The 21,995-nt window shown below is 36.9% G+C and carries 21 protein-coding genes; 2 read left to right on the top strand and 19 right to left on the bottom strand.

The window, feature by feature from the left end:
* Positions 1-93: 93 nt before the first annotated feature.
* Entirely contained in the window at positions 94-1,032 is a 939-nt protein-coding gene (locus O8C68_03635; protein ID MCZ7394898.1) for a glycosyltransferase family 2 protein, read from the top strand.
* A 36-nt stretch (positions 1,033-1,068) separates the two neighbouring features.
* A complete protein-coding gene (locus tag O8C68_03630; GenBank protein MCZ7394897.1) occupies positions 1,069-1,782 on the top strand; it encodes a class I SAM-dependent methyltransferase in 714 nt (237 codons plus the stop codon).
* A 458-nt stretch (positions 1,783-2,240) separates the two neighbouring features.
* Here the strand turns inward: O8C68_03630 and O8C68_03625 are convergent, their stop codons facing one another.
* From O8C68_03625 to O8C68_03535, 19 genes are all read right to left on the bottom strand, one after another.
* Positions 2,241-2,957, bottom strand: a complete 717-nt coding sequence (locus O8C68_03625; protein MCZ7394896.1) for a transaldolase — start codon at positions 2,955-2,957, stop codon at positions 2,241-2,243.
* A 38-nt stretch (positions 2,958-2,995) separates the two neighbouring features.
* Complete coding sequence (locus tag O8C68_03620; GenBank protein MCZ7394895.1) at positions 2,996-3,574, bottom strand: HAD-IIIA family hydrolase; 579 nt, start codon at positions 3,572-3,574, stop codon at positions 2,996-2,998.
* A 12-nt stretch (positions 3,575-3,586) separates the two neighbouring features.
* A complete protein-coding gene (locus tag O8C68_03615; GenBank protein MCZ7394894.1) occupies positions 3,587-4,192 on the bottom strand; it encodes an SIS domain-containing protein in 606 nt (201 codons plus the stop codon).
* 5 nt (positions 4,193-4,197) lie between these two features.
* Positions 4,198-4,914: a nucleotidyltransferase family protein gene (locus O8C68_03610; protein MCZ7394893.1), complete on the bottom strand. Its 717-nt coding sequence runs from the start codon at positions 4,912-4,914 to the stop codon at positions 4,198-4,200.
* A complete protein-coding gene (locus O8C68_03605; GenBank protein ID MCZ7394892.1) occupies positions 4,914-5,897 on the bottom strand; it encodes a hypothetical protein in 984 nt (327 codons plus the stop codon). Before O8C68_03605 ends, O8C68_03610 begins: the two co-directional genes overlap by 1 nt.
* Positions 5,894-6,871: a Gfo/Idh/MocA family oxidoreductase gene (locus O8C68_03600; protein ID MCZ7394891.1), complete on the bottom strand. Its 978-nt coding sequence runs from the start codon at positions 6,869-6,871 to the stop codon at positions 5,894-5,896. The genes O8C68_03605 and O8C68_03600 overlap by 4 nt, the downstream gene beginning before the upstream one ends.
* A 1-nt stretch (position 6,872) precedes the next feature.
* Positions 6,873-7,742 (bottom strand): SDR family NAD(P)-dependent oxidoreductase, encoded by an 870-nt coding sequence (locus tag O8C68_03595; protein MCZ7394890.1) that lies wholly within the window; start codon positions 7,740-7,742, stop codon positions 6,873-6,875.
* Positions 7,733-9,073, bottom strand: coding sequence for a nucleotide sugar dehydrogenase (locus tag O8C68_03590; GenBank protein ID MCZ7394889.1), 1,341 nt, complete (start codon positions 9,071-9,073; stop codon positions 7,733-7,735). Before O8C68_03590 ends, O8C68_03595 begins: the two co-directional genes overlap by 10 nt.
* Positions 9,052-10,005 carry an NAD-dependent epimerase/dehydratase family protein gene (locus O8C68_03585; protein MCZ7394888.1) on the bottom strand — a complete coding sequence of 318 codons (954 nt, stop codon included), beginning with the start codon at positions 10,003-10,005 and terminating at the stop codon, positions 9,052-9,054. The genes O8C68_03590 and O8C68_03585 overlap by 22 nt, the downstream gene beginning before the upstream one ends.
* Positions 10,006-10,208: 203 nt before the next feature.
* Positions 10,209-11,186, bottom strand: coding sequence for a glycosyltransferase family 2 protein (locus O8C68_03580; protein ID MCZ7394887.1), 978 nt, complete (start codon positions 11,184-11,186; stop codon positions 10,209-10,211).
* Between the two features lie 99 nt (positions 11,187-11,285).
* Positions 11,286-12,059, bottom strand: coding sequence for a CmcI family methyltransferase (locus tag O8C68_03575; protein MCZ7394886.1), 774 nt, complete (start codon positions 12,057-12,059; stop codon positions 11,286-11,288).
* Positions 12,043-12,858 (bottom strand): NAD(P)-dependent oxidoreductase, encoded by an 816-nt coding sequence (locus O8C68_03570; GenBank protein ID MCZ7394885.1) that lies wholly within the window; start codon positions 12,856-12,858, stop codon positions 12,043-12,045. The genes O8C68_03575 and O8C68_03570 overlap by 17 nt, the downstream gene beginning before the upstream one ends.
* Before the next feature lie 260 nt (positions 12,859-13,118).
* Positions 13,119-14,606, bottom strand: coding sequence for a radical SAM protein (locus tag O8C68_03565; GenBank protein ID MCZ7394884.1), 1,488 nt, complete (start codon positions 14,604-14,606; stop codon positions 13,119-13,121).
* A gap of 23 nt (positions 14,607-14,629) precedes the next feature.
* Entirely contained in the window at positions 14,630-15,160 is a 531-nt protein-coding gene (gene rfbC / locus O8C68_03560; protein MCZ7394883.1) for a dTDP-4-dehydrorhamnose 3,5-epimerase, read from the bottom strand.
* Positions 15,161-16,390: a class I SAM-dependent methyltransferase gene (locus tag O8C68_03555; GenBank protein ID MCZ7394882.1), complete on the bottom strand. Its 1,230-nt coding sequence runs from the start codon at positions 16,388-16,390 to the stop codon at positions 15,161-15,163.
* A 14-nt stretch (positions 16,391-16,404) separates the two neighbouring features.
* Entirely contained in the window at positions 16,405-17,181 is a 777-nt protein-coding gene (gene rfbF / locus O8C68_03550) for a glucose-1-phosphate cytidylyltransferase (protein ID MCZ7394881.1), read from the bottom strand.
* Positions 17,182-17,283: 102 nt separating this feature from the next.
* A complete protein-coding gene (locus O8C68_03545; GenBank protein ID MCZ7394880.1) occupies positions 17,284-18,753 on the bottom strand; it encodes a flippase in 1,470 nt (489 codons plus the stop codon).
* 256 nt (positions 18,754-19,009) lie between these two features.
* Complete coding sequence (locus O8C68_03540) at positions 19,010-20,761, bottom strand: LIC12162 family protein (protein ID MCZ7394879.1); 1,752 nt, start codon at positions 20,759-20,761, stop codon at positions 19,010-19,012.
* Positions 20,762-20,768: 7 nt separating this feature from the next.
* Positions 20,769-21,938: a class I SAM-dependent methyltransferase gene (locus O8C68_03535; protein ID MCZ7394878.1), complete on the bottom strand. Its 1,170-nt coding sequence runs from the start codon at positions 21,936-21,938 to the stop codon at positions 20,769-20,771.
* Positions 21,939-21,995: the final 57 nt, after the last annotated feature.

The following is a 21,995-nucleotide window of genomic DNA, read 5'->3' as shown; positions in this document are numbered from 1 at the left end:
ATTAGAGGAGGTTTTAAATATGAAAGTTTCTTAATTAGTTATACGCTAAATGAGATCACTACCGCCAATATTGAATAGAAGAGGAGATATAAATTGATTCAACCTGCTGTTTCAATCATAGTCCCGGTATATAGAGAAGAATCCAATATCAGACCTTTTTTAAAAAGAACGGTAGCTGTAATGGAAAAATTAAATTCACAATATGAAATTATTTTTTGTTTGGATCCATCTCCAGATAACACCGAACGGGTAATTCAGGATGAGATCAAACGCAATCCAAACATCCGTTTAATTATGTTCAGCCGCCGGTTCGGTCAGCCTGCAGCGACTATGGCAGGGATTCATTCTTGTAAAGGAGATGTCTGTGTTGTTATTGATGTGGATTTGCAAGATCCACCAGAGCTAATAGAGCAAATGCTAGAGAAGTGGCGTGAAGGATTTAAAGTTGTTTATGCAAAACGCCGATCACGCAAAGGAGAAACTTTTATTAAGGAGTGGATATCGCATTTTGGTTATCGGGTCATTAATATGATTTCGGATGTTAATATTCCGAAAGACACTGGAGATTTCCGGTTGATGGACGGAAGAGTTGTTGAAGAATTAAAAAAACTTAATGAGACGCATGGCTTTCTTCGGGGTATGGTTGCTTTTGTGGGTTTCAGGCAGACCTTTGTCGAGTATGATCGGGATGAGCGGGCATCAGGTAAAACAAATTATAATAGGTATCTCGGATCCTTAAGAATTGCATTTAATGGGATAGTTGGTTTTTCTATCCGCCCGTTGCAGTTGGCCTCACTGTTTGGGGCGTTGATAGCTGGCGCAGGGTTTCTATTGGGAATGTGGTTTATTTTTCAAAAATTAATATTGCATACTGACCTTACACCCGGGCTCTCATGGACAGTAGCATTGATAACATTCTTTTCTGGTATTCAGCTGCTTTCACTCGGGATTATGGGGGAATACATTGGTCGTATTTATGAGGAAGTGAAGAGACGCCCCCTCTATATTATCGAGAAAATGGAGAACATGTAATGGATTTTTGAACGGCCAAAACCTATGGATATTAGTATGATTAAAAACACTCGAAAAAAATGGCCTAAAAAACTCCCAGAATTCACTCCTGAACAAAAAAGAATTCGCAATGAGTTTATGGAGTGCTGGCATGAGGTTTTACCTGCAAAATACGGTATTGTGGAAAAATTCAATCATGGATTTCCGGTTCAAGAAAGAAATAATACTACAAAAATAAGAACACTAGAAATAGGGTCAGGTTTAGGCGAACATATCAATTACGAAAACTTATCTACTCAGGAGTATTTTGGTGTTGAATTAAGGGGGAACATGGCAAAAAAAATCTTGATAAAATATCCAGATGTGAATGTTATAATTGGTGATGCCCAAAATCTTCCATTTAAGAGTGATTATTTTGACCGAGTTTTAGCAATACATGTATTGGAGCATTTACCAGATTTACCTTCTGCGATACAGGAAGTAAATCGAGTTATGAAGAAAAACGGAAATGCACAATTCTGTGCATTGATACCCGTAGAAGGAGGTTTTTTATATAGCTTTGCTAGAAATATATCTGCTCGTAGAATATTTGAAAAACACTTCAAACAAAGTTATGATTGGGTGATTAAGTCAGAGCACATAAATTTACCCGATGAAATATTCATTGAACTAAAGAAATTTTTTTATTTTAAAAAAATTAAATATTTTCCATTCAACGTCCCTTTAAAAACTATAAATTTATGTATAGGTTTAATTATGTTACCAAAGTAATTTATAAACTTTGTGATTCAAATTATAGAGCATTTTATGATAGATTTTTTGCCAAAGAATATATTAAAATATTGTACAGTAGGCGTGTTGGGTGCGGCAACTGATTTTTTAGTATATGCTTTCTTGATACACAGTTTTAATCTTTATTACCTTGTTTCTAATGTAATATCGTTCATTTTTGCGTTATTGCTTGTGTATTATCTGCAAAAAAATTGGACTTTTCAGTATTTCACTATTAACAATTCAAAAACTTTTAGTAGATATCTACGCATTGTGGTAATTACTTATATTTTAAATAATTTTATATTAATAGTAAGTATAGAATTGGTTGGCACTGGCTTATTAGTTTCAAAAATTATCCAGATATTAATAAGTTTTGCATGGGGATATTATGCCAGTAATTCTTATGTTTTCAATAAAGAATTAATTGATTAAAAGATTATGCCAAGCTACATGAATCAAATTTTGTAACCCGCCCCTTGTGCATCATTATAGAACATTTTCACCGTATCCAGCGACAATTCCTTAAGATCCTTCCCAAGCATTGGGACCTTTTTCAATATATCATTGGTAATTGTAATGATATGGCATCCGCACGATTCAGCCTGCACAAGATTCAGCAATTCCCTTGTACTCGCCCATAATAGTTCCGATTTCGTGTTCGATTTCAATATGTTCACTGCCTCTTTCATTATCGGCATAGGATCCCTGCCAGTATCTGCTATACGCCCCGCAAATACCGAAACTATACTTGGGGTTGCAGGTGAAAGAGCATTAGAAACTTGTTTTACCTGCTCGGTCGTTAAGATGGCAGTTACATTGAGCTTTAACCCATCATATGACAGTTTTTTCACCAGGGAAGCTGTGCTTTTTCCTTTAGTATTTGTAACAGGTATCTTTATGTAAGCTTTTTCGCCCCAGCTTGCGATCTTGCGAGCTTCTCTCTCCATGCCTTCCAAATCATCCGAGAATACTTCAAATGAAATTGGGAGGTCTGGAATTGCTTTTATGGCAGATTTTGCGAATTCTTCATAGTTCTTAACACCAGCTTTTTTCATTAATGTAGGATTTGTTGTGAAACCACTAACAATCCCTTCATTGTAAACCTCTATCATTCCTTTCAGATCTGCGCCGTCTGCATATAGTTTTATTTTAAATTGTTTTGATCCTTTCATAATTTCCTCGTCTCCTTCTGATATTTTAATATTATTTTTTATCCATTTATTTGAATTATTATCTCCACTGCTTCTATCAGATCTTTTACCTTATGGTCAGGCATACTATTCCCGCGTTTATTCATAGATAATGGCTCCTCTATTAATATTGTTTTCGTGCCAGCAGCTTTGCCGCATTCGATATCTATATCCCGATCTCCAATCATCCATGAACTCCCAAGCTCGATATTATAATTTTCTTCTGCTTTAAAAAGGAAGAACGGCTTTGGTTTGCGGCACATACATTCGTAAGAATATTCAGGTATTATCCCTTGAGGATGATGATAGCAGTAATAGTATTCCTTAAAATATATTCCCTTAGAAGTTAACAATTGGTCAAATTTGTTGTGGACTTTTTCTAAGGCTTCAAGTGTAGTTTTCCCTTTAGCATAATCCGGCTGGTTGGAGACGAGAAACAGATCATACCCTGCATTTTGGATTTTTCCAAGGCATTCAAACACATAAGGAAAAAGTTTCATATCCCCTATACGATGTGGAGGCTCATACTCTCCAGTCGCAGGATTTAATACAAGCTCGTTAAGCACGCCATCCCTATCCAGGAAAACAGCATCTGCCATTCGTGCCGCCTGTTACCTTGTACTCTCCCATTTCATTTCATATTTCTTCATATCAGGACTGGAAACCAGTAAATGCCAGACGACTGCCTGGAATGCTTCAGTTTGAGGCGTGATGGTTTCATCGTTCACGGGAGGGATTATGATGCAGGCATCTGCTACCTTTGCAGTGTATCCGCCGTCACGTCCTACGATTCCCATAATACTTGCACCAGCATCTTTGGCATATTGTAATGCTTTGACAAGGTTAACGCTCACGTTTTTTTCAGCATTCCCTCCGCCGACTGAGAATACAAGGATACCATCTTTGGTGTTCAATCGGCTGCCTTTGAGCCAGTTAACAAATATCGTCTCCCAGCCGTCATCATTAACCCTTGCTGTAAGTTCAGAAACGTTGTCTGTGGGAGCATAGGATTCTATACCTGCAATTTTACGAAAATCATTAACAGCATGTGATGCATTGCCTGCGCTTCCGCCTACACCAAGGATGAACAGCCTGCCCTGTCTTAGTTGGATTTTCTTAAGGATCGCAGAAATTTTTATTATTTGTTCCCTGTCAATCCGATTTATAATTTCAACACAATCTTTGAAATAAGTTTCAATATAATCTTCCTGTTCCATATCTATCACATATTTTGACAAATTTGATGCTTGGTATTTAAATATTCCTCGGTTTCTTTTATACCCTGGATAGACCCAATTTCGTAAAAGCGTTTGAAAACTTCAAACGCCGACACTTCGCCTTTTTCTATGAGTTTAATAAATACCTCTGAAAGATCAAAGGGTATCCCATCCGGCCACTCATTGAAAATAGATTTTCTCAAGATATTTATTCCATAGTCAAGATGCTCCATCTGGGGCATTGGATTTTTTTTGTCGTATTTTACAACTCGACCATTCTTGAATAAAATGTTGCTTTTAGCCCATTTATTTTTATTATGATAAACAGTCATCAAAGCTGGTTTTCCTTCACATTCAAACCTCTCCAGAATTGGCTTCAGGTCAACATCGAGATAGGAATCGCCATATAGAACCAAAAATACTTCTGGAAGAAGTGGATTTGCCTTTTTGATCGCCCCGCCAGTTCCAAGCAGTGTTTCGCCGTCATAAGAATATTGCACTTTTAAACCCCATTCATGCCCATCGCCAACGTAATCCTGTATCATCTCTCCAAACTTGCTGACACATAATATGACATTACAAACACCCTGCCGCTTCAAAAGAGCTAATTGGTGAAAAATGAACGGTTTGTCTGCCACCTTGATGAGGGATTTTGGGAGTTTTAAGGTCGCTGGATAAAGTCGTGTTGCCAATCCACCTGTAAGAATAACCACAGGCAGCATCATGATTGTGCCACCACCTTGCTTCCCTCGAAATCAAACTTAAAGCGGACTTCTTTCAAACCTTCGTGCGCCATCGCGTGCCTTATCTTCATATTATCGTTGGCATAAAACATGAGAAATCCCCCTCCACCTGCACCGATGAGTTTACCGCCAAGCGCCCCATTTTTCAATGCTATGTCATACCATTCATTGATCTTATTATTGCTCATCGAACTGGAACGATTTTTCTTATGTTCCCAGTGGATATTCATTAAACTGGCAAATTCTTCAAGATCCCCTGATTCAAGAGCCTGCTGGCTCTTATAACCCATTTCCTTAATAAAATGCAAATTATCTATCATTGATGTGTCTTTTTGTTTGCTTTTATCGTCCTGTTCTTTAAGTATAGCAGAAGCTGATCTTGAATATCCTGTGAAAAAAAGTAACAGGTTGTCTTCAAGACTATAAAGCGTCTCATCGGATATCTTGAGAGGTTTTGCTTCGACTGTATCATTTTTGCAGAACTTGAAACAATTGACACCTCCATAAGCTGATATGTACTGGTCCTGTTTTCCGATTGGTTCTTTTAGCAAATCAATCTCGATGTGACATGCCTGCTCTGCAAGCTCTTTCGGATGTATCAGGTTTTTCGTGTATGCATGTAGCGCCTTCAATAAAGAGCATGTGAAGCTTCCAGATGACCCTAAACCGGTGCCTGCCGGGATATCCGCCATGCTCGCTAATTCGATGTTAAGGTTTTGTATCCCTACTAACCTCAAAGCCTCGCGTATGATGGGATGCTGGATTTCATCGATTGCAGATACACGCTCTATCTTTGAATATTTTATGATAAGCTCATTTACAAATGTTTGATGTAAAGTGATGTACACATACTTATCAATAGCCGCAGCTATCAGAAACCCTTCGTGTTCCCGGTAGTACGATGGTAGATCTGTACCTCCACCGCCAAGTGAAATTCGAAGTGGACTGCGTGTAATTATCATTTTTTCGAGGCCTCATATATTTTCGATACTATCTCTAAAGCTGCACGGGCATCTTTAAGACCCGGTTGCGGCTCACTATTACTCTCTATTGTTTTTATAAATTCCTCAAACTCTATTTTCCATGACGTATCATTGAATGGATACTCCCAAATTGTTGTCTCCGGCGGCCCCATCTGAGGTAACATATGATAAAATGTTAGCCTTTCTGTTCCATAGCTTCCTCCAAGCCCATCAATTTGCAACTTTCCACCTTCACCATATATTTCAAACGAAAACATGTTTTTCCATTCTGTACAACTCACCTGCAACCATGCTACATTTCCCGAAGAGTTTTCAAGATGAAGGAAACCGTTATCTTCCACAGGCATATTCCAGAAATAAGTATGCGCAGAACCCGAAACGCGTGAGAAATCCCCAAGAAACCATCGTGAAAGATCTATAATGTGTACCCCCTGATCTATCAATTCTCCACCTCCAGAAATGGCTGAATTTGCACGCCATTCTTTTTCATAGCCTGAGCGTCCACCATGACCGTAGCGTCCCCGAATAAACATCAATTTCCCAAGAATCCCGGAATTGACTATTTCACGAGCCTTTATAAATGAAGGATGGCAGCGTAGATTAAAACCCACTTTGACTTTGACCATGTTTTTTCTTGCAGCTTGTATTACTGGATCAAGTTGCTTAAAATGACAGGCGCCTGGTTTTTCTACAAGAACATGCTTACCTGATTCGACCGCCTCGAGGGTTATAGGCGCGAGCCAGTTATTTGTTGTTGATACAATCACCAGGTCAATATCATTAAGTTCAACAAGTTCTCTCCAATCCGAAAATGACTTTACATCTTTATAACAACAAGCCAATTTTTGTGCACGATCAAGCGAAACATCTGCAACCGCCTTTAATAGATTATTACCTAAAGATGCTGCTCTTTTTTGACCAATTAAACCACAGCCTACAATTCCAATATTCAAATTAAACGTCCCCCCAGTCAATACCCCGATCTTTTGGTACGATACGCCTTAACGTGTACACATCGCTATTTTTCAAATCTTCAAGATGTTCTGGAAGCTCATCCCATGGGTCCCAAACAGCGCTGATCAACTTGCCTGTGATGCCGTTGCTCTTATCTGATGCTAAAAATACGCACAATTCAGCACCTTTAACCAGCGGCGTTCCACCTTGTTGTTTTTGAACGAGAGAACGTTCGTAAAAAGTTTTTCCAACTTTTTCCAGACCTGCTTCTAAAACCTCATCGAGTAACCTTGTATTTAGAGCACCCGGAGCAATGCAATTAACTTCCACACCAGTGTCTTTTAATTCTTCAGCAATTGTTTCAGTGAATCTAACGACGGCAGCCTTAGAGGCAGCGTAAGCACTTATACGGGGCAGCGGGGCAGTAGCTCCCCCACCTGAGAGATTGATTATTTTGCCATGCCCATTGTTTTTAAAATGCGGAATAAAAATTTTGCACGCCAGAACAGTACCTAATAGGTTAATGTTTATTGCTTCTACCCATTCATCCCAATCTATTTCTTCAATAACGCCTTTTGGACCATAAACCCCGGCGTTATTTACCAGAATATCAATCTTGCCAAATTTTTTCAAAGCCGTTTTATAAAGCCGATTTAAACTTTCACGATCCGCTACGTCAACCTGGCACCCATATACTTTCTGAAATCCTGCAGCTTTTTTTGAAAGTTCTAATCTCGTAGATTCAAGAAGTTGCTCATTACGTGCGCAAATCAAAACATTTGCTCCCTGAGCTATAAACTCTTCCGCGATAGCTTTTCCAAATCCTTGATTTGACCCAGTTATTACCGCGTTCTTACTTTTTAATTGCATTTTGGATATCCCTCTGTTTTTAGTGGGCGACCAACCGCAAAATAACAGATTCGTTGATCCTCTCCTAAGTTTTTATCCAAAAACCTGTTTGCGTCGATTACAATGGGTTTACGCATATTTTGTAGAATATCATCAATAGATAATGTTTTATAATCTGGCCATTCTGTTGCAACGACCAATGCCTCAGCCCCTTTTAGAGTATCTGTAATTGATGAAGAAAAATTGAATTTTTCTTCATAGTCCTTTGGAAGTTTTTTAAGAGATGGATCGTGGCACTTTATAATTACACCATATTTAACAAGATTTTCACAGAGTTCAATTGAACTTGACCTTCTTAAGGTGTTCGTTCCAGGTTTATAAGTTAAGCCAAGAACTGCGACAGTTTTATCATTTAAATTACCCAGTTCTGTTCTTAACTTGTTTAAAGACCACATCTTATGTTCTTGATTACTTACGTTGACTGCCGTGATTAGTGGTGTTGATATAGATAGTAATCTACCTATTGTGTCCAGAAAAACAACATCTCTTGCAAGAGTCCCTCCTGCAAAAGCGGCGCCTGCTTTAAGATATGATTTTATACCTATACGCGGATCGCTCTTCAAGCCTCTCTCCACTTCGCGTGCATCAGCACCTACTTTTTCACACAGGATTGCAAGTTCATTGATAAAAGATATAGATGTTGCCAGAAATGCATTTAAACCATGCTTGGTCATTTCAGCAGACTCCACCGACATCCATTCGATATTGTTACAATAAAGCTTGAATATCGCTTCGAGTTTTTCCTTTCCCTGATTATTCCGTAAACCGACCACGATTCGTTCAGGTTTTGTGAAAGATTCAATCGCTCTGCCCAGTCTTAAATTCTCTGGGGAATATGCAAAAATTAATTTTTTCTTCGGATATTGTTTAAAAAAGTCATCCTGCAGTTGCCTAGTGGATCTGACAGGTAATTGTGATGAAATCAATACTATCATTCCTGATTCCAGATGTACGAATAATTTCTTGACTCGATCTATTACATAATCAACGTCTGCTCTGTCTGCTTCATCCACTGGTGTGTCAAATGCTACCCATACTATATTGGTTTTATCTAAAGCAATTTTCTCATCTGTAGTAAAAACAAGTTTTTTATTTGCCAAGCTTTTTTTAATTAAATCCTCTAATCCCGGTTCAAATATTGGCGGAATCCCCTTCTGCAAATCCTTGATTCTATTTGAATCTGAGTCAAGCCCAACGACTTCAAACCCTTTCTCAGCCAGGCACGAAGCAATTACAGAACCAAGGTGCCATAAACCAAATACGCAAATTTTCATTGTCTGCCCAGTACCCATTTATTTTCTTCGAGGTAAGTTAATGTTTTTATTATACCCTCTTTTATTGTATATTTAGGTTTCCAACCGAGTCTTCGTATCTTCGAACAATCCAAGAAAATGAAAGGATTGTCGCCAATCCATCCCCGGTCTCCTCCTGAGTAAACCAATTGGGGAGAGACATTAAGATGACTACATATCCATTCGATGGAGTTATTGACTTCGCAATACTCGTCTGTTCCTAAATTGAATATGTTGACCTTTTCACCTGATTTTTCGATTACAAGTAACATCGCATCTATACAATCCTGAACATATAAATAAGATTTTTTCTGCTTGCCATTCCCAAGAATATCAAGCCTATCAGGGTTCTCCAATAATTTCCTATAAAAATCAAACACATGCCCATGAGTATATCGTTCTCCCAATATCGAGACAAAACGGAAAATCCATGATTGAAAACCAAATCCTTCGCAATACGCCTGTATCAAACCTTCGCAAGCCAATTTTGAAGCGCCATAAAAGGATGTCTGGATAGGGAATGGGGCATCTTCAGGTGTTGGAATAACTGTAGCCTCTCCATAGACAGAACCAGTTGAAGAGAAAGCAATTTTTTTAATACCGTTTAACCGCATTGCTTCAAGCACATTAAAAGTGGCAATTATGTTTTGCTTTAAATCTTTATCTGGATGTAATGTTCCGAAGCGAACATCTGCGTTTGCTGCCAGATGGAAAACAAAATCACAACCAGACATAGATTTTCTTAGAACTTCCAAATCTAAAAGGTCTCCACGAACCAATTTAAAATTATTATGTTTTACAGCATCGCTCAAAAACTTTTGAAAACCAGTAGAAAAATTTTCGTATGCAATTACATGGTGCCCGGTGCTCAATAATCGATCTACTAGATTACTTCCGATGAATCCGGCTCCGCCAGTCACCATGCATTTCATACCTGTATAATTGAACTTACATTACTTAAATTAGGTGGAGTTAAGTGTTAATATGTAACCGATATAATTATGGAACAAAAAACAATCAAAACCATATCCCTGCGCCCTTACCAGCCCGACGCCGCGTGAACCGAGCGGCGGATATTTTACTGCAGCTTCAGTCTGATCTCTGGGGGGGCGATGACGCCGTTTGCCATATCCTATTATTTTTTAATATACTTACGGTATGCAGGATAGAATAAGGTAAATGCTATTTTAAACGGAACAAGAAAAATCGAGATTATGTTTTGATGAATAATATCGAAAAGTAATTTCCCTGCAATTCGTTCGCAAAAGACAGAAAGATTTCGATCAGCACCAAGGCTTGCTTTACAAAATATAATAAACAATTTGAATTTATACTTTTCAACTGGATACCCTTTATGCATTAATAAGTATTCGAATCTATTTATAAATTCATAAACCTGATAATGCATCTGAACCCATGATAAGAAATAAACATTAATATTTCTTTCATCAAAATGTTCCGTATGATACCTCCTTATAACTGAGGGTTCATTTATGAAACCAATATTCTCTGTATATAATAGCATCTCAGCCTGAAAATATGCATCCATATTGAGGTAATTTCCAATATCTATTCTATTGCATAATACATAATCTGTCCTGAACAAAATGCCGTCTATACTGAACATCCAGCAGCGGCGACGGCCAAGGAACCTGTCAAGTTCGGGTCTTACCGAGACTATGGATTCCTGGGGGTAAACTAGAGGCGGCGTAGTTATATTATTATTTTTATCAATTACCTGGTTGGTACCGGCCACCAGGGGTATATCAGGGTGTTCAATTAAGAAATCGACCTGCTTCTCAAGATTGCCAGGAGGCATCATATCATCGCTGCATAGCCAACAGAAATACTCGCCTTTAATGTAATTAAATGATTTTCGAAAATTGGCATTCACCCCGATGTTCATTTCGTTCTCGACAAGGACGACCCTTTTGTCTGTATCCATGAAGTGCTTGACTATTTGCCCGGTCTCATCCATGGAAGCATTATCAAGTATTACAAGCTGCAAATTCTTATACGACTGACTCAATACGCTTTCAATTGCCTGTTTGAGCAATTCAGTCCTTTTATATGTGGGTATTAATATTGTGACGAGAGGATTTCTGTTAGCCATAACATCTCTTAAATTCCCAAAATACCATATTCATCAACTCTTTTAATCTGCGAGATCCCAACACTTGTGAAAATATTTGTCATCTGATATCGAAAAACCTTACCTTACGCGTTTCAGATATGCGCTGGGGCAATAAGTCACTCTAAAATCTACAACACCTTCATTGAAAGGAAATTCTGGCTCTTCGATTTTGAAATCGTTATTTTTTGATACAAATTCAACAGCAGCTTCCTTTGGATTATTCCATCCCCAATCAGGTTCCGTTCTCGGTGCACCAACAATTTTCCCCATTATGCCATCCATAACAATTATGTACGAATCTTTGGATACAAAATTTGAATAAGCCTCAAGTTCTTTTAAAACATGTTCTTTTGTATGGCAGGAATCAAGTATAACTAGTACCTTTTCACCAGTTTTTATAATTTTTCTAATTTGCTCTACGACAGATAATTCAACAGAACTACCTTCAACAAGTTTAATATACGAAAAAAGTTCGTGTTGTTCTATGGCTTTTCTATTATGTGGACGAATTTCTATATCTATACCAATAACACGACCTTTTCCAATTGCTTTACAAAGACTTGCATAGAATATTAGTGACCCACCATGTGCAACACCAGTTTCAATGATAACATCTGGTTTTACAGAATATATGACTTCCTGTATTCTTATCATATCTTCAGGAAGTTGGATAATCGGGCGACCCAGCCATGTGAAACTATAAACATACTTAGTGTCCCATCCACAACGCAGCCAAATGTCTGAAATAATTTTAAAAGCTTCTGGTGTATCCAAATTGTATCCTTTAATATCGTTTTCCTTCTGAATGTAAACAATTCCTTCTTCTAAATCGACCTTAGTTATTTCTTTCATAGAGATTCCCATAAACTTTAATTAAATCTAAAATATCATCAAGAATTATTTTAGGTTCGAATTTAAATTCTTCTTGAATTCTGTCAATTGAAATTAAAGGAAATTTCAAATCTTTCGGGTTATTAATAATTTCCAACTTAAACGGTATGTACTTGTTTATCACTTGTAATATTTCTTCATTTTTAACATTAATTCCACTAGCAATATTGTATATATTATACTTACTATTCAACGATATTTTAACTAATAAATCTACAACATCTTGAACATTGATATAATCTTTTTCTGATGATAGTGATGTCCTAAGAAAAAGACTTTTTGTTTTTAAAATATCTCTTAAAATATCTGTAACAAAATTCGATGAATTGAAATCATTTCCATACACGTTGGATAATCTTACTACTTTTACATTCTTTTTATTACAATTTAAGCATAAAGATTCACCCATTATTTTTGAAATATTGTATAAATCACTAGGATAAAGTGGGTTAATCTTTAAAGGCATTTCTTCACTAACTATCGTTTCTTGGGACTCATTACCATATACTCTAGTTGATGAAAGATAAATAAAAGAATCAAAAGAACAATTCTCAAGTATTTTAGCTAAGTAAGAAACATGAGCTTCAACCGTTTCAAATGGTTTATTTCTAAAATCTGCTGTTAGCCCTATGCAATATATTACATTATTAAGATGGGTACTGAAAATAGAATCGTCATTTCTTTCTGGTGCAAAAAATTCAATCTGTTTTTTTTTCAAATATTCTATCAAATTTGAACCAATAAAACCTGATGAACCCAGTACTGTAATTCTGTCTTTTATTTTAACACATCCATAGAAAACTTGTAGTATAATTTTTTTATTATATCATAATCTCCTGTTTGCATAAGTATTACATTATCCGTCTTTAAATAGTTATCCTCCGCCTTAATGATGTCGTTTTTTTAAATTAAAAACAAATTAGATTAGTTTGTTTATATATATTTCAATGATGTTTTACTAAGCTCTCTGGTAATGAGTGGAAAAAAGTATAAATGTGATTATTAAGATTATTTAATATGTCATATATTCCAGGATAAAGAAACGAGTTCATTAAACAACTTTTTATAGCTTTCATAATCTTTTTCACATAATTCAATTTCTGGGAAATATTTCTGTGGTAATTTTGTATATAGCCTATATGTTCGCCGCAGATTTTGGATTTCTTCCGGAGACATCGGTTGATTTTTCAAAATTGACCTATCTGTAAACGTTTTTGCTTTTTCATCTCCATTTATATATCCTTTATCGATGCAAAATTGTCTAAGTGGAACTCCTTTAAACGGATAAAAAACAGACATTATAGAAATATCAGGATTAATTTCTCTTATCAAATTTATTGTATCAAATACATCTTTGCGTGTCTCAGTTGGAAAACCTATCATCGTGTATGCATTCGAACGTAATCCGTATTTGTGGATTATTCCAAATGCTTTTTTTATTTGTTCCAATGTTACTTTACGATTACAAATCTTACGTAAAATTCTTTCACTTCCTGTTTCTACACCACAAGAAATTTGAACAGGTACACCCATATCAGAAATAAGTTTTATCTTTTCATCTGTTACTGATTCTGGACGAGTCTGTACTAATAAAGGTAACCTAACTTCTTTTCCATACCAGCTACAAAATTCCTTCAAATAATCATATGAAGCACTTAAAAAACATTCGTCTTGAAATTGCAACATTTCAAACCCACTTTCTACAAGATTTATAATTCTTTTCTTTAGATTTGGATATGGCCTGAAAACTACAAACTTCCCCTGTCCTCTATAAATGTTTTTAAAAGCAGTGTTAACACAATAGCTACAACTATAAGGACATCCTCTTGATAATTCAACTAATCCTCGCTTGTATATCCTTCCATCAAAAGGTTTTAGATAATGCCGTTCATCAAAAAAAATTTCATCCAATTCTACTTCCCAAAGTTTATCCTCACTTAATAAAGGTCTTACACCATTCTTTATAACTTTTCCGACTGTTTTTATCCATAAATTTTTGGTATCTGTAAAATCAAGTCCATTTTTAAATTTAATTAAAAATTCTTGCCAAGCCTCTTCACCTTGGCCGATACATATGGCGTCAACGAATTTATTTTCAATTACTTCTTGTGGAGATATTGTTGCATGTACCCCACCAACTAATATAAATGGTTTTTTTTCTCCAAAGTTAATGTTTTTTATCAAATCACAAAACAAATCATATTCAAGTGAATTAGCGCTAACTGCAAGAATATCAGGTTGATAATTGGAAAGAACCGTATTTAAATCTTCAGCCATAAATTTAAATGGACGCAAGTGTACAAAACTTTCTCTATTGACCGATTTAAATTCACCTGTTTGTTCTCGCTCTTCCCCAGCTGTACTTTTTTTCTTATAAAAGGATGTTTCAAAATATCTTACATCAAATCCACTTTTCTTTGCAATCGTCGATAAGATACTTATTGCAAGTGGTGCAACACCATCATTGCTTGTATTAGGAAACAATAACAATATTTTAAGTTGATTCATAAAATAACTGCATGGTAAATATACTATCCAAAGTTCTTATATTCCTGATCTCTTTTTGATAAGATCATTTTTTCTTTAATGGGCCAATCAATTCCAATATAAGGATCATCCCATCTTATACCACTTGCACATTCTGGATGATATAACTCAAACATCTGGTAAAAAACCACTGTGTTCTTTTCCAAGGTCTGAAAGCCATGAGCAAAACCTTCGGGAATATACACCATCTTATAATTTCCAGCACTTAGCTCCGAAGCAAACCACTGGCAGTAATTCGGAGAATCCTGTCTTAGGTCTATTAACACATCATATATTCCTCCTCTTGTACAACTTACCAGTTTAGCTTCTTCGTATGGAGCCGCCTGATAATGCATTCCGCGCAGTGTACCTTTTTTTTTATTAAAAGATACATTGCATTGAACAATACGGGTTTTTAAGCCGTATCTTTCAAATTCATTCTCACAGAATGAGCGGGCAAAAAAACCTCTCCCATCATATTCTGGTTCCAGTTCAATAATATAAGCACCTTTCAATTTTGTCTCAATGAATTTCAACTATAGCACCTGAACCTCGGGGATAGGGACAACAAATCTCCCACCCCATTCTCTGATATAACCCATCTGTTCTATAATCTCGTCCTTGAGATTCCATGCAAGGATCAAAACATAATCTGGCATATCTTCCCGTATCTTGTCCGGATCTTTGACAGGTATATGGGTACCAGGCAAATACTTGTTTTGCTTGAATGGGCTTCTGTCCACGACATAATCCAGAAAGTCTGTCCGAATCCCGCAATAATTAAGAAGCGTGTTACCTTTGGCTGCAGCACCATATCCGATAATTTTCTTGCCATCGTTTTTTGTCTTGATTAAAAACTGGAGCAATTTTCTCTTTGTTGATTCCACATTCCTTCCGAAATTATAATATGTTTTTAAATTTAATAGCCCAGCAGCTTTCTCCTTATCTAATAAATCTGCCACATTACTGGCAATGGTTTTTGAGGTGTCGTTCTTGTGTTTACCATATATACGCAGTGATCCTCCCTGGGTTGGAAGTTCCTCGACATCAAAAAGTACAAGGTCATGAGAAGCAAATAATTTTTCTACAGAATGGAAAGAAAAATAAGAGAAATGTTCATGATATATTGTATCAAATTGATTACCTTCCATTTGACTTAGTAAAGAAGGGAATTCCATTGTTATAACACCTTCTGGTTTTAATGCGATCCTTAATCCTTCAACGAAATCGTTCAAATTGGGATTATGAGCCAGGACATTATTGCCCAGAATTAAATCTGCAAGTTTATTTGCTTGCTTCATTTTCTTGGCATACGATGTACTAAAAAAAGCAATATCAGTTGGGACCCCGATTTTTCTTGCGGCTTCCGCCGTATTTGATGCAGGTTCTATCCCGAGGATGGGTATACACTGTTGTTTAAAATACTGTAACAGATATCCATCATTGCTTCCGATCTCAATCACAAAGGAGTTCTTATCCAGAGAAAAGCGCTGCACCATCATCATGGAATAATTCTTACAGTGTTGCAGCCAGCTTTCTGAAAAAGAAGAGAAATATGCATAATTTGATGAAAAAATATTTTCTGGGGCTTCAAATTCATCTATCTGTACAAGAAAACATTTTTCACATACATATAAATCAAGAGGATAGTAGGGTTCCATTTTTTTCAGATTATCTTTAGTTAAAAATGAATTAGAAAGAGGAGAATTACCGAGTGTCAAAAAACACTCTTTTAATTCGTTATTGCATGATCTGCATTTGAACATAAATTATAACCGATTTATAATTTCCAGAAAGCTTTGTTCTCATTCCATAGCTTATTCAAATAATCCATATCTCGTATGGTATCCATGCATGCCCATGAGCCTTTATGCTTATATACCATTAGCTGCCTTTCGTGCGCGATCTTTTCAAGAGGCCCGATTTCTAGGTCGCAATTATCTTCAGCACAGAGATAATCAAATATGCCTCTGTTGAATACAAAGAAACCACCATTTATGAGACTAGACCCAGTCTTGGGTTTTTCATTGAATGCCTCTACCTGGTCTCCTTTGTATTTCAGTTCGCCAAAACGTGAAGCAGGATTAATTCCTGTAACGGTCGCCAGCTTTCTGTGGCTTTGATGAAAATGCAGCAGATCGTTAATATTCACATCCGATAATCCATCCCCGTAAGTCATCATAAAAACATCATCATCTTTTAGATATTTTTCAACTTTTTTTAAACGAGCTCCTTTTAAGGCCTTCTCCCCCGTATCAACCAGAGTGACCGACCAACCATTTTCTTCATGACCCTCGTGAATAATGGTATTTGCTGGATTCCCAAGTTCAATAGTCACATCATTGTTCATAAGTTCATAATGATAAAAATATTCCTTAATCATTTCTCCTTTATAACCCAAGCTGAGGATGAATTCTTTATGGCCATAGTAAGCATAAATTTTCATAATGTGCCACAGGATAGGCCGGTTACCGATAAGTACCATTGGCTTGGGACGGAATTCTGTTTCTTCTCTAAGACGTGTGCCTAGACCTCCACAAAGTATTACAACTTTCATAAATAATCTCCGGTATGCATTTACACTTTTATTGATAGTCAAACAGTAATATAATAATATGGGTCGAGAGGCGTCTTTATGATTTTTGTTAATACTATCAAGCTATAACCATTTCGGCCAAATTAATCCTGCTGATTGTATGATGTCTTGAAGTTCATCGTGTATAGCTTTATCCATTTTAAGTAATAATACAAAATATATCAGTGCACCAAATATCACTGGTATCATAAATAAAAGATTGTCTAAGGGCATTAAGAAACGATACCCTACGATAAATAAACCCATTACTAGTGAAGCTTTCAGTATATTATTCATGTTATTAACACCCATTTTTACAGACATATACTGAGAAAGTACATGTCTTTCTATAATGACCAAGAGTGTCATGGATATCAGTGTTGCCAATGCTGCCCCAGTAATCCCGAGGATAGGGATAAAAAACCAATCCAGCATTATATTTGTCACCGCAGATAACAGGATAATCCTAAAACCTTCCTTCGGGTGATCCATCGCAAATATATATGTACCTAATAATGATGCAATTATAGTTACCAATCGTACAGGGAACAACAGTATAAGCGCATATGTTCCGGATGAAAACTCTTTTCCATAAAAATAAAGAAGCATTTTATCCCCTAATACCCAGCCACCGACCAGCAAAGGCACAGCTAAAATTAATGAGTAGATGATGGATTTTGTCAATGATTTTTCTAATAAATCAATGTCTCCAATCTTGCTCCCATAGCTGATTTTGGGCCATAGAACCGCTATAAGAGCGTTTGAGACCAGAACAACTAAACCGGTAAACTGGAAAGCAACGTTATATACTCCGACATCTGAATTCTTCAGGAAATGCCCTATCAAAGCAGTATCTGCATAGGCGAATACGAGGCCACCACTACTGGATAAAAACATCCAGAAGGAGAAGGAGAATAGACTTTTTAAATGTTTCCTGTTAAACCGTGCAAAACTCACCTCGAAAAATCGCCACCCAAAAATGCCGCTGACCAGAACTCCCATGATAAATCCTCCGATCAGTCCGCCTGTCCTATAACCAAGTATGACTGCTATAATCTGGACAATAACTCTCGAAACATTGCCAATAAACGTGGAGGTTGAAGTAACCCCTATTTTTCCAAGACCACCATTACCAACAGTAATCGCATCTGAAAAAATATAAACAAATAAAGCCAACGGCAGCCAAAAAATCATAACAGATCTGTCGATATCAACGAACAAATTTCCGAATATTTTCAAACCTAAGATGAGAAATAAGAAAAGTGAGATACGAACTGCAAAATAGGCAGTAAAAAATGCAGACTGGTCTTCCCCTTCGCTGATTCGTTTTATTGTTGCGCTATTTAACCCGCCATCACTAAATATATTTAATATACCTAAATATGTAATGAATAAAAAATATGCACCCAACACTCCTGCTCCCAGTGCATGCGCAAAATACATTGTACTTAAAAAACCGATTACCGTGAATATAAGACTCCATAAAATCGATATCATGCTCTGCCGCTGCACAGGGCTGATATTCATGATTCGGGAGAAGGTCGTGTTTAGCATGATTTATCGAAAATTCAATAATTTAAGAATTCTTGATGCATATAGATATGGAATAATTTCGGATTTTCAAATTTTATATGCTTTTCTTTTTTTATATTCAATCATATTATTAAGATTCCAGGCTGTTTGGAACAAACCTGTCTTGTATGAAATCTTGATGCGATAATGCTTGATAAGAAATCTATAAACTATCAGGGTGTTCATTTGCTATATCTCCAGAGTATAAAGATTATAATTATTTAATATCATCTTACTCCTATGCTTTTTTAGCCAGATTAAGAAGCTCTATCTTCCATTCTTTGAGCCAATCTTTCGAGGTGTGGGCAAACTGCTGGCAGAATTCATCCTTTGCATTTTGAATCTCCTCCTGGCTCCACCATGCCTCAGGATCTCTGTAAATCTCATTGACCCTTGCTGCAGCCGATTCAGGTGTATCGTGGAGAATTCCTGCCCCGCGTAACCCATCGAAATAAGGTTGTGCTGAGGGTCGCAGTTCCCAATGCTTCGGATTCCAGAAAAGAATTGTCGGGAAATTTGCTGAAAAAGTCTCAAGGTATGTGGTTGCATTATTAGTGCCTATGAACAGCCGGCTTTCGTTAAGCTGCCGATACATCGACTTTTTGCCCCTGTATAGCTTGAGAGCGGGATCTACGTCAACCCAACGGTCTCTTTCATTCCAGCCGTATTCGTTCATATACAAACGCAAGAGGAGCTGTTCATGAACTTCTGGTGAAACAGATAATGCAAATCGATACTGCTCATTGAGGTAATCCTGCATCTGCGGTCCTACCGGAACGCTATACATCCAGTACGAATACCGTGGCATCGATGTGACCACCCACAGAATAGAGCCCTTCAAATTAGGTTTTACGGTTTTTTGGATTTTTGCAAATTTCCCAGCAGATAGGGGTACTGTTTTCGGTTCACCATTGGTTTTCCAGCCCCAAGTATAGTATCGATCAGTACTATTAATTTCATGAGCTTCTAAAATTGCCCACAGGCCACTGCCGTAGTGTCCACCATACTGCGTACCTGCCAGTTTAGTTCCATATTCTACCTGATACGCCGCCCAGAACTTAAATTCTTCATTGCCGTAGAAAGCGTTGCCGGTAAAGATTACATTAGGTTTTTTGGGAAACGCATCAAGCGACATCTGATGCATATCCGCATATCCTTCTATGTATGCTTTAGGAATCTGGTCAGCAATAAACCAATCCAGAATGGACTCAAACTCATCTTTACCTTGTTTTAAAACTAATTTTTCCCTCATCAATGGTTTCACGGAAACATCTTCAAGCATAACTGAGGGCATAAACGGATAAGGCATTTGTCCCATGGAGAGCTGCAGCCTTATTAAATCCCAAAAATTGAGATAGCTTGCAACAAGGACAACCTGATTCCAACGTGAAGGAAGATTTTTGGAATAAATCCCAAACAACCTCTTGGCTGCGTTTTTGAAATACGAATTTGACTCTTTGCCCAATGGTGGTGTTATTTCAAAATTTACTAGGTTAAAAGGCATTTCTTTAAGTGTTTCTATTATCCTGCTGTACAAGTATTGATTATACTCATCTGAAACACCCCATCTGCGGACCACTGGAAAGTCTTTGGAAGCCCATTTCTCAAGTTTTCTCGGAATTATCCATGTACCTGTCACCAAACCTGACCTAATGGCTGTCTGGATGGAGAGGTACCTGTCATATAATATTTCAATGAAATAGAATAGCCATGGCCCGATGATAATACGCCAGTAGCGAGCGGAGTAACCACCACCGTGGAGATCGTTGAGCCTTTCAGCCAACAGTTTCAGATACTTCTCATAAACACCATTTAAGTACTGGTAATCCCGATAAAGCCTTCCCCTGTCATCCCAGTGATAGGGAAGCACCTCATGATCCAGATTTGACCAGATATGCCTCTGGTTGTATATTTTACACCATTCGCCGAGGAATAGTATCTTCTCATCCTTCTTCCAGAAACGCTGGTCAGCAGTGTTTATCAAAAACATATAAATCTCACATTTTGGCAATGTTTTCATGCTTGAAATCAGGATGGTCCGAATCGATTCTGCTCAAAGGACGCGCTACAGCACGAAGACACGTACGTTCGCCTCCATATTTGAAATCATCCGAGAGAAATAGATTGGATAGATTGTCTGGAAACATTAATGAATATAGAGCTGTCCCAATTCTTTTTGGAACTGGAATGGGCAATATCCTGTAAATTCTTTTTATCAAATCTAACATACAAGGCTTAACTTGATATTTATGTTTACTTTGAATTGACGATTTGCTTCGGTCCCACCAAGAATTATAATCTGCAGAGCACGTGTTTAAGAATCTAACGTCGAACCCCGCTTTAATCAATGCACTTCTCAGACTATCAACAGTGAAGAAAGACAGATGTGGTGAATCATTTATTCGCATTTTCTCATATTGCCTCCAGTCACAATTGGGAACTTCACATATAAGAATGCCATCTTCAGATAATATTCTACGTATATTTTCCAATATAGCCACAATGTCTCTTCCATTGAAATGCTCTAAGACATGTGACATCAGAATTAAATCAAATTTACATCCTCTGACAATTGAATTTATATTCAGGTTTAATGAAAATAAATATGGGAATACATAAACACCAGTTCGTTGAAGAAATGCCCTGCTACTTTCATCAGGCTCAAATGCAAAATAATTCATACCAGATATCATCTGTGAAATGGTCCGAAAACTCTCCCCCCTACCAGGACCGATGTCCAAAACTTTCTCACCTTCCTGAAAATTTTTAAACATCTTTGCTAGAAGAATTTGTGAAACGAATCTGGCATCTAACGGGGCAAAACCCCTAATTTTTGGCATCATTAATTTTGGTTTTTGATAGCTATAAACAGATTCAAGGCCCCTGTAAACATTTGAATAAAAGTTATTAAGTTGTGCTTGATCAATATAGCGATTTACCCAACCGAATCCACAATTACTGCATACAAAAGTCTCTAAATCTGAGAAAGGATTATCCTTCTTTGGCAAATATTTGAATTCTTCGTCAAGGTATTCTACACGTAATACAGAATCTAACGATGTCAAACAAATCGGGCAGACATGATCTTTTCGATATGTAATATCTTTTGAATCTTTCAATGATACCTTTTCATTAGCAATAGATAGTCTATTCATTATATTCTTCATAAATATCCAATTTTTCAATAAATTTTGCAAAAATCATATATCCTCTACTCTGTTAAA

It is taken from the genome of Candidatus Methanoperedens sp. (assembly GCA_027460525.1).
GTDB lineage: Archaea > Halobacteriota > Methanosarcinia > Methanosarcinales > Methanoperedenaceae > Methanoperedens.
The sequence above is the reverse complement of the archived record's forward strand: the minus strand, read 5'-3'. Positions and strand labels throughout refer to the sequence as shown.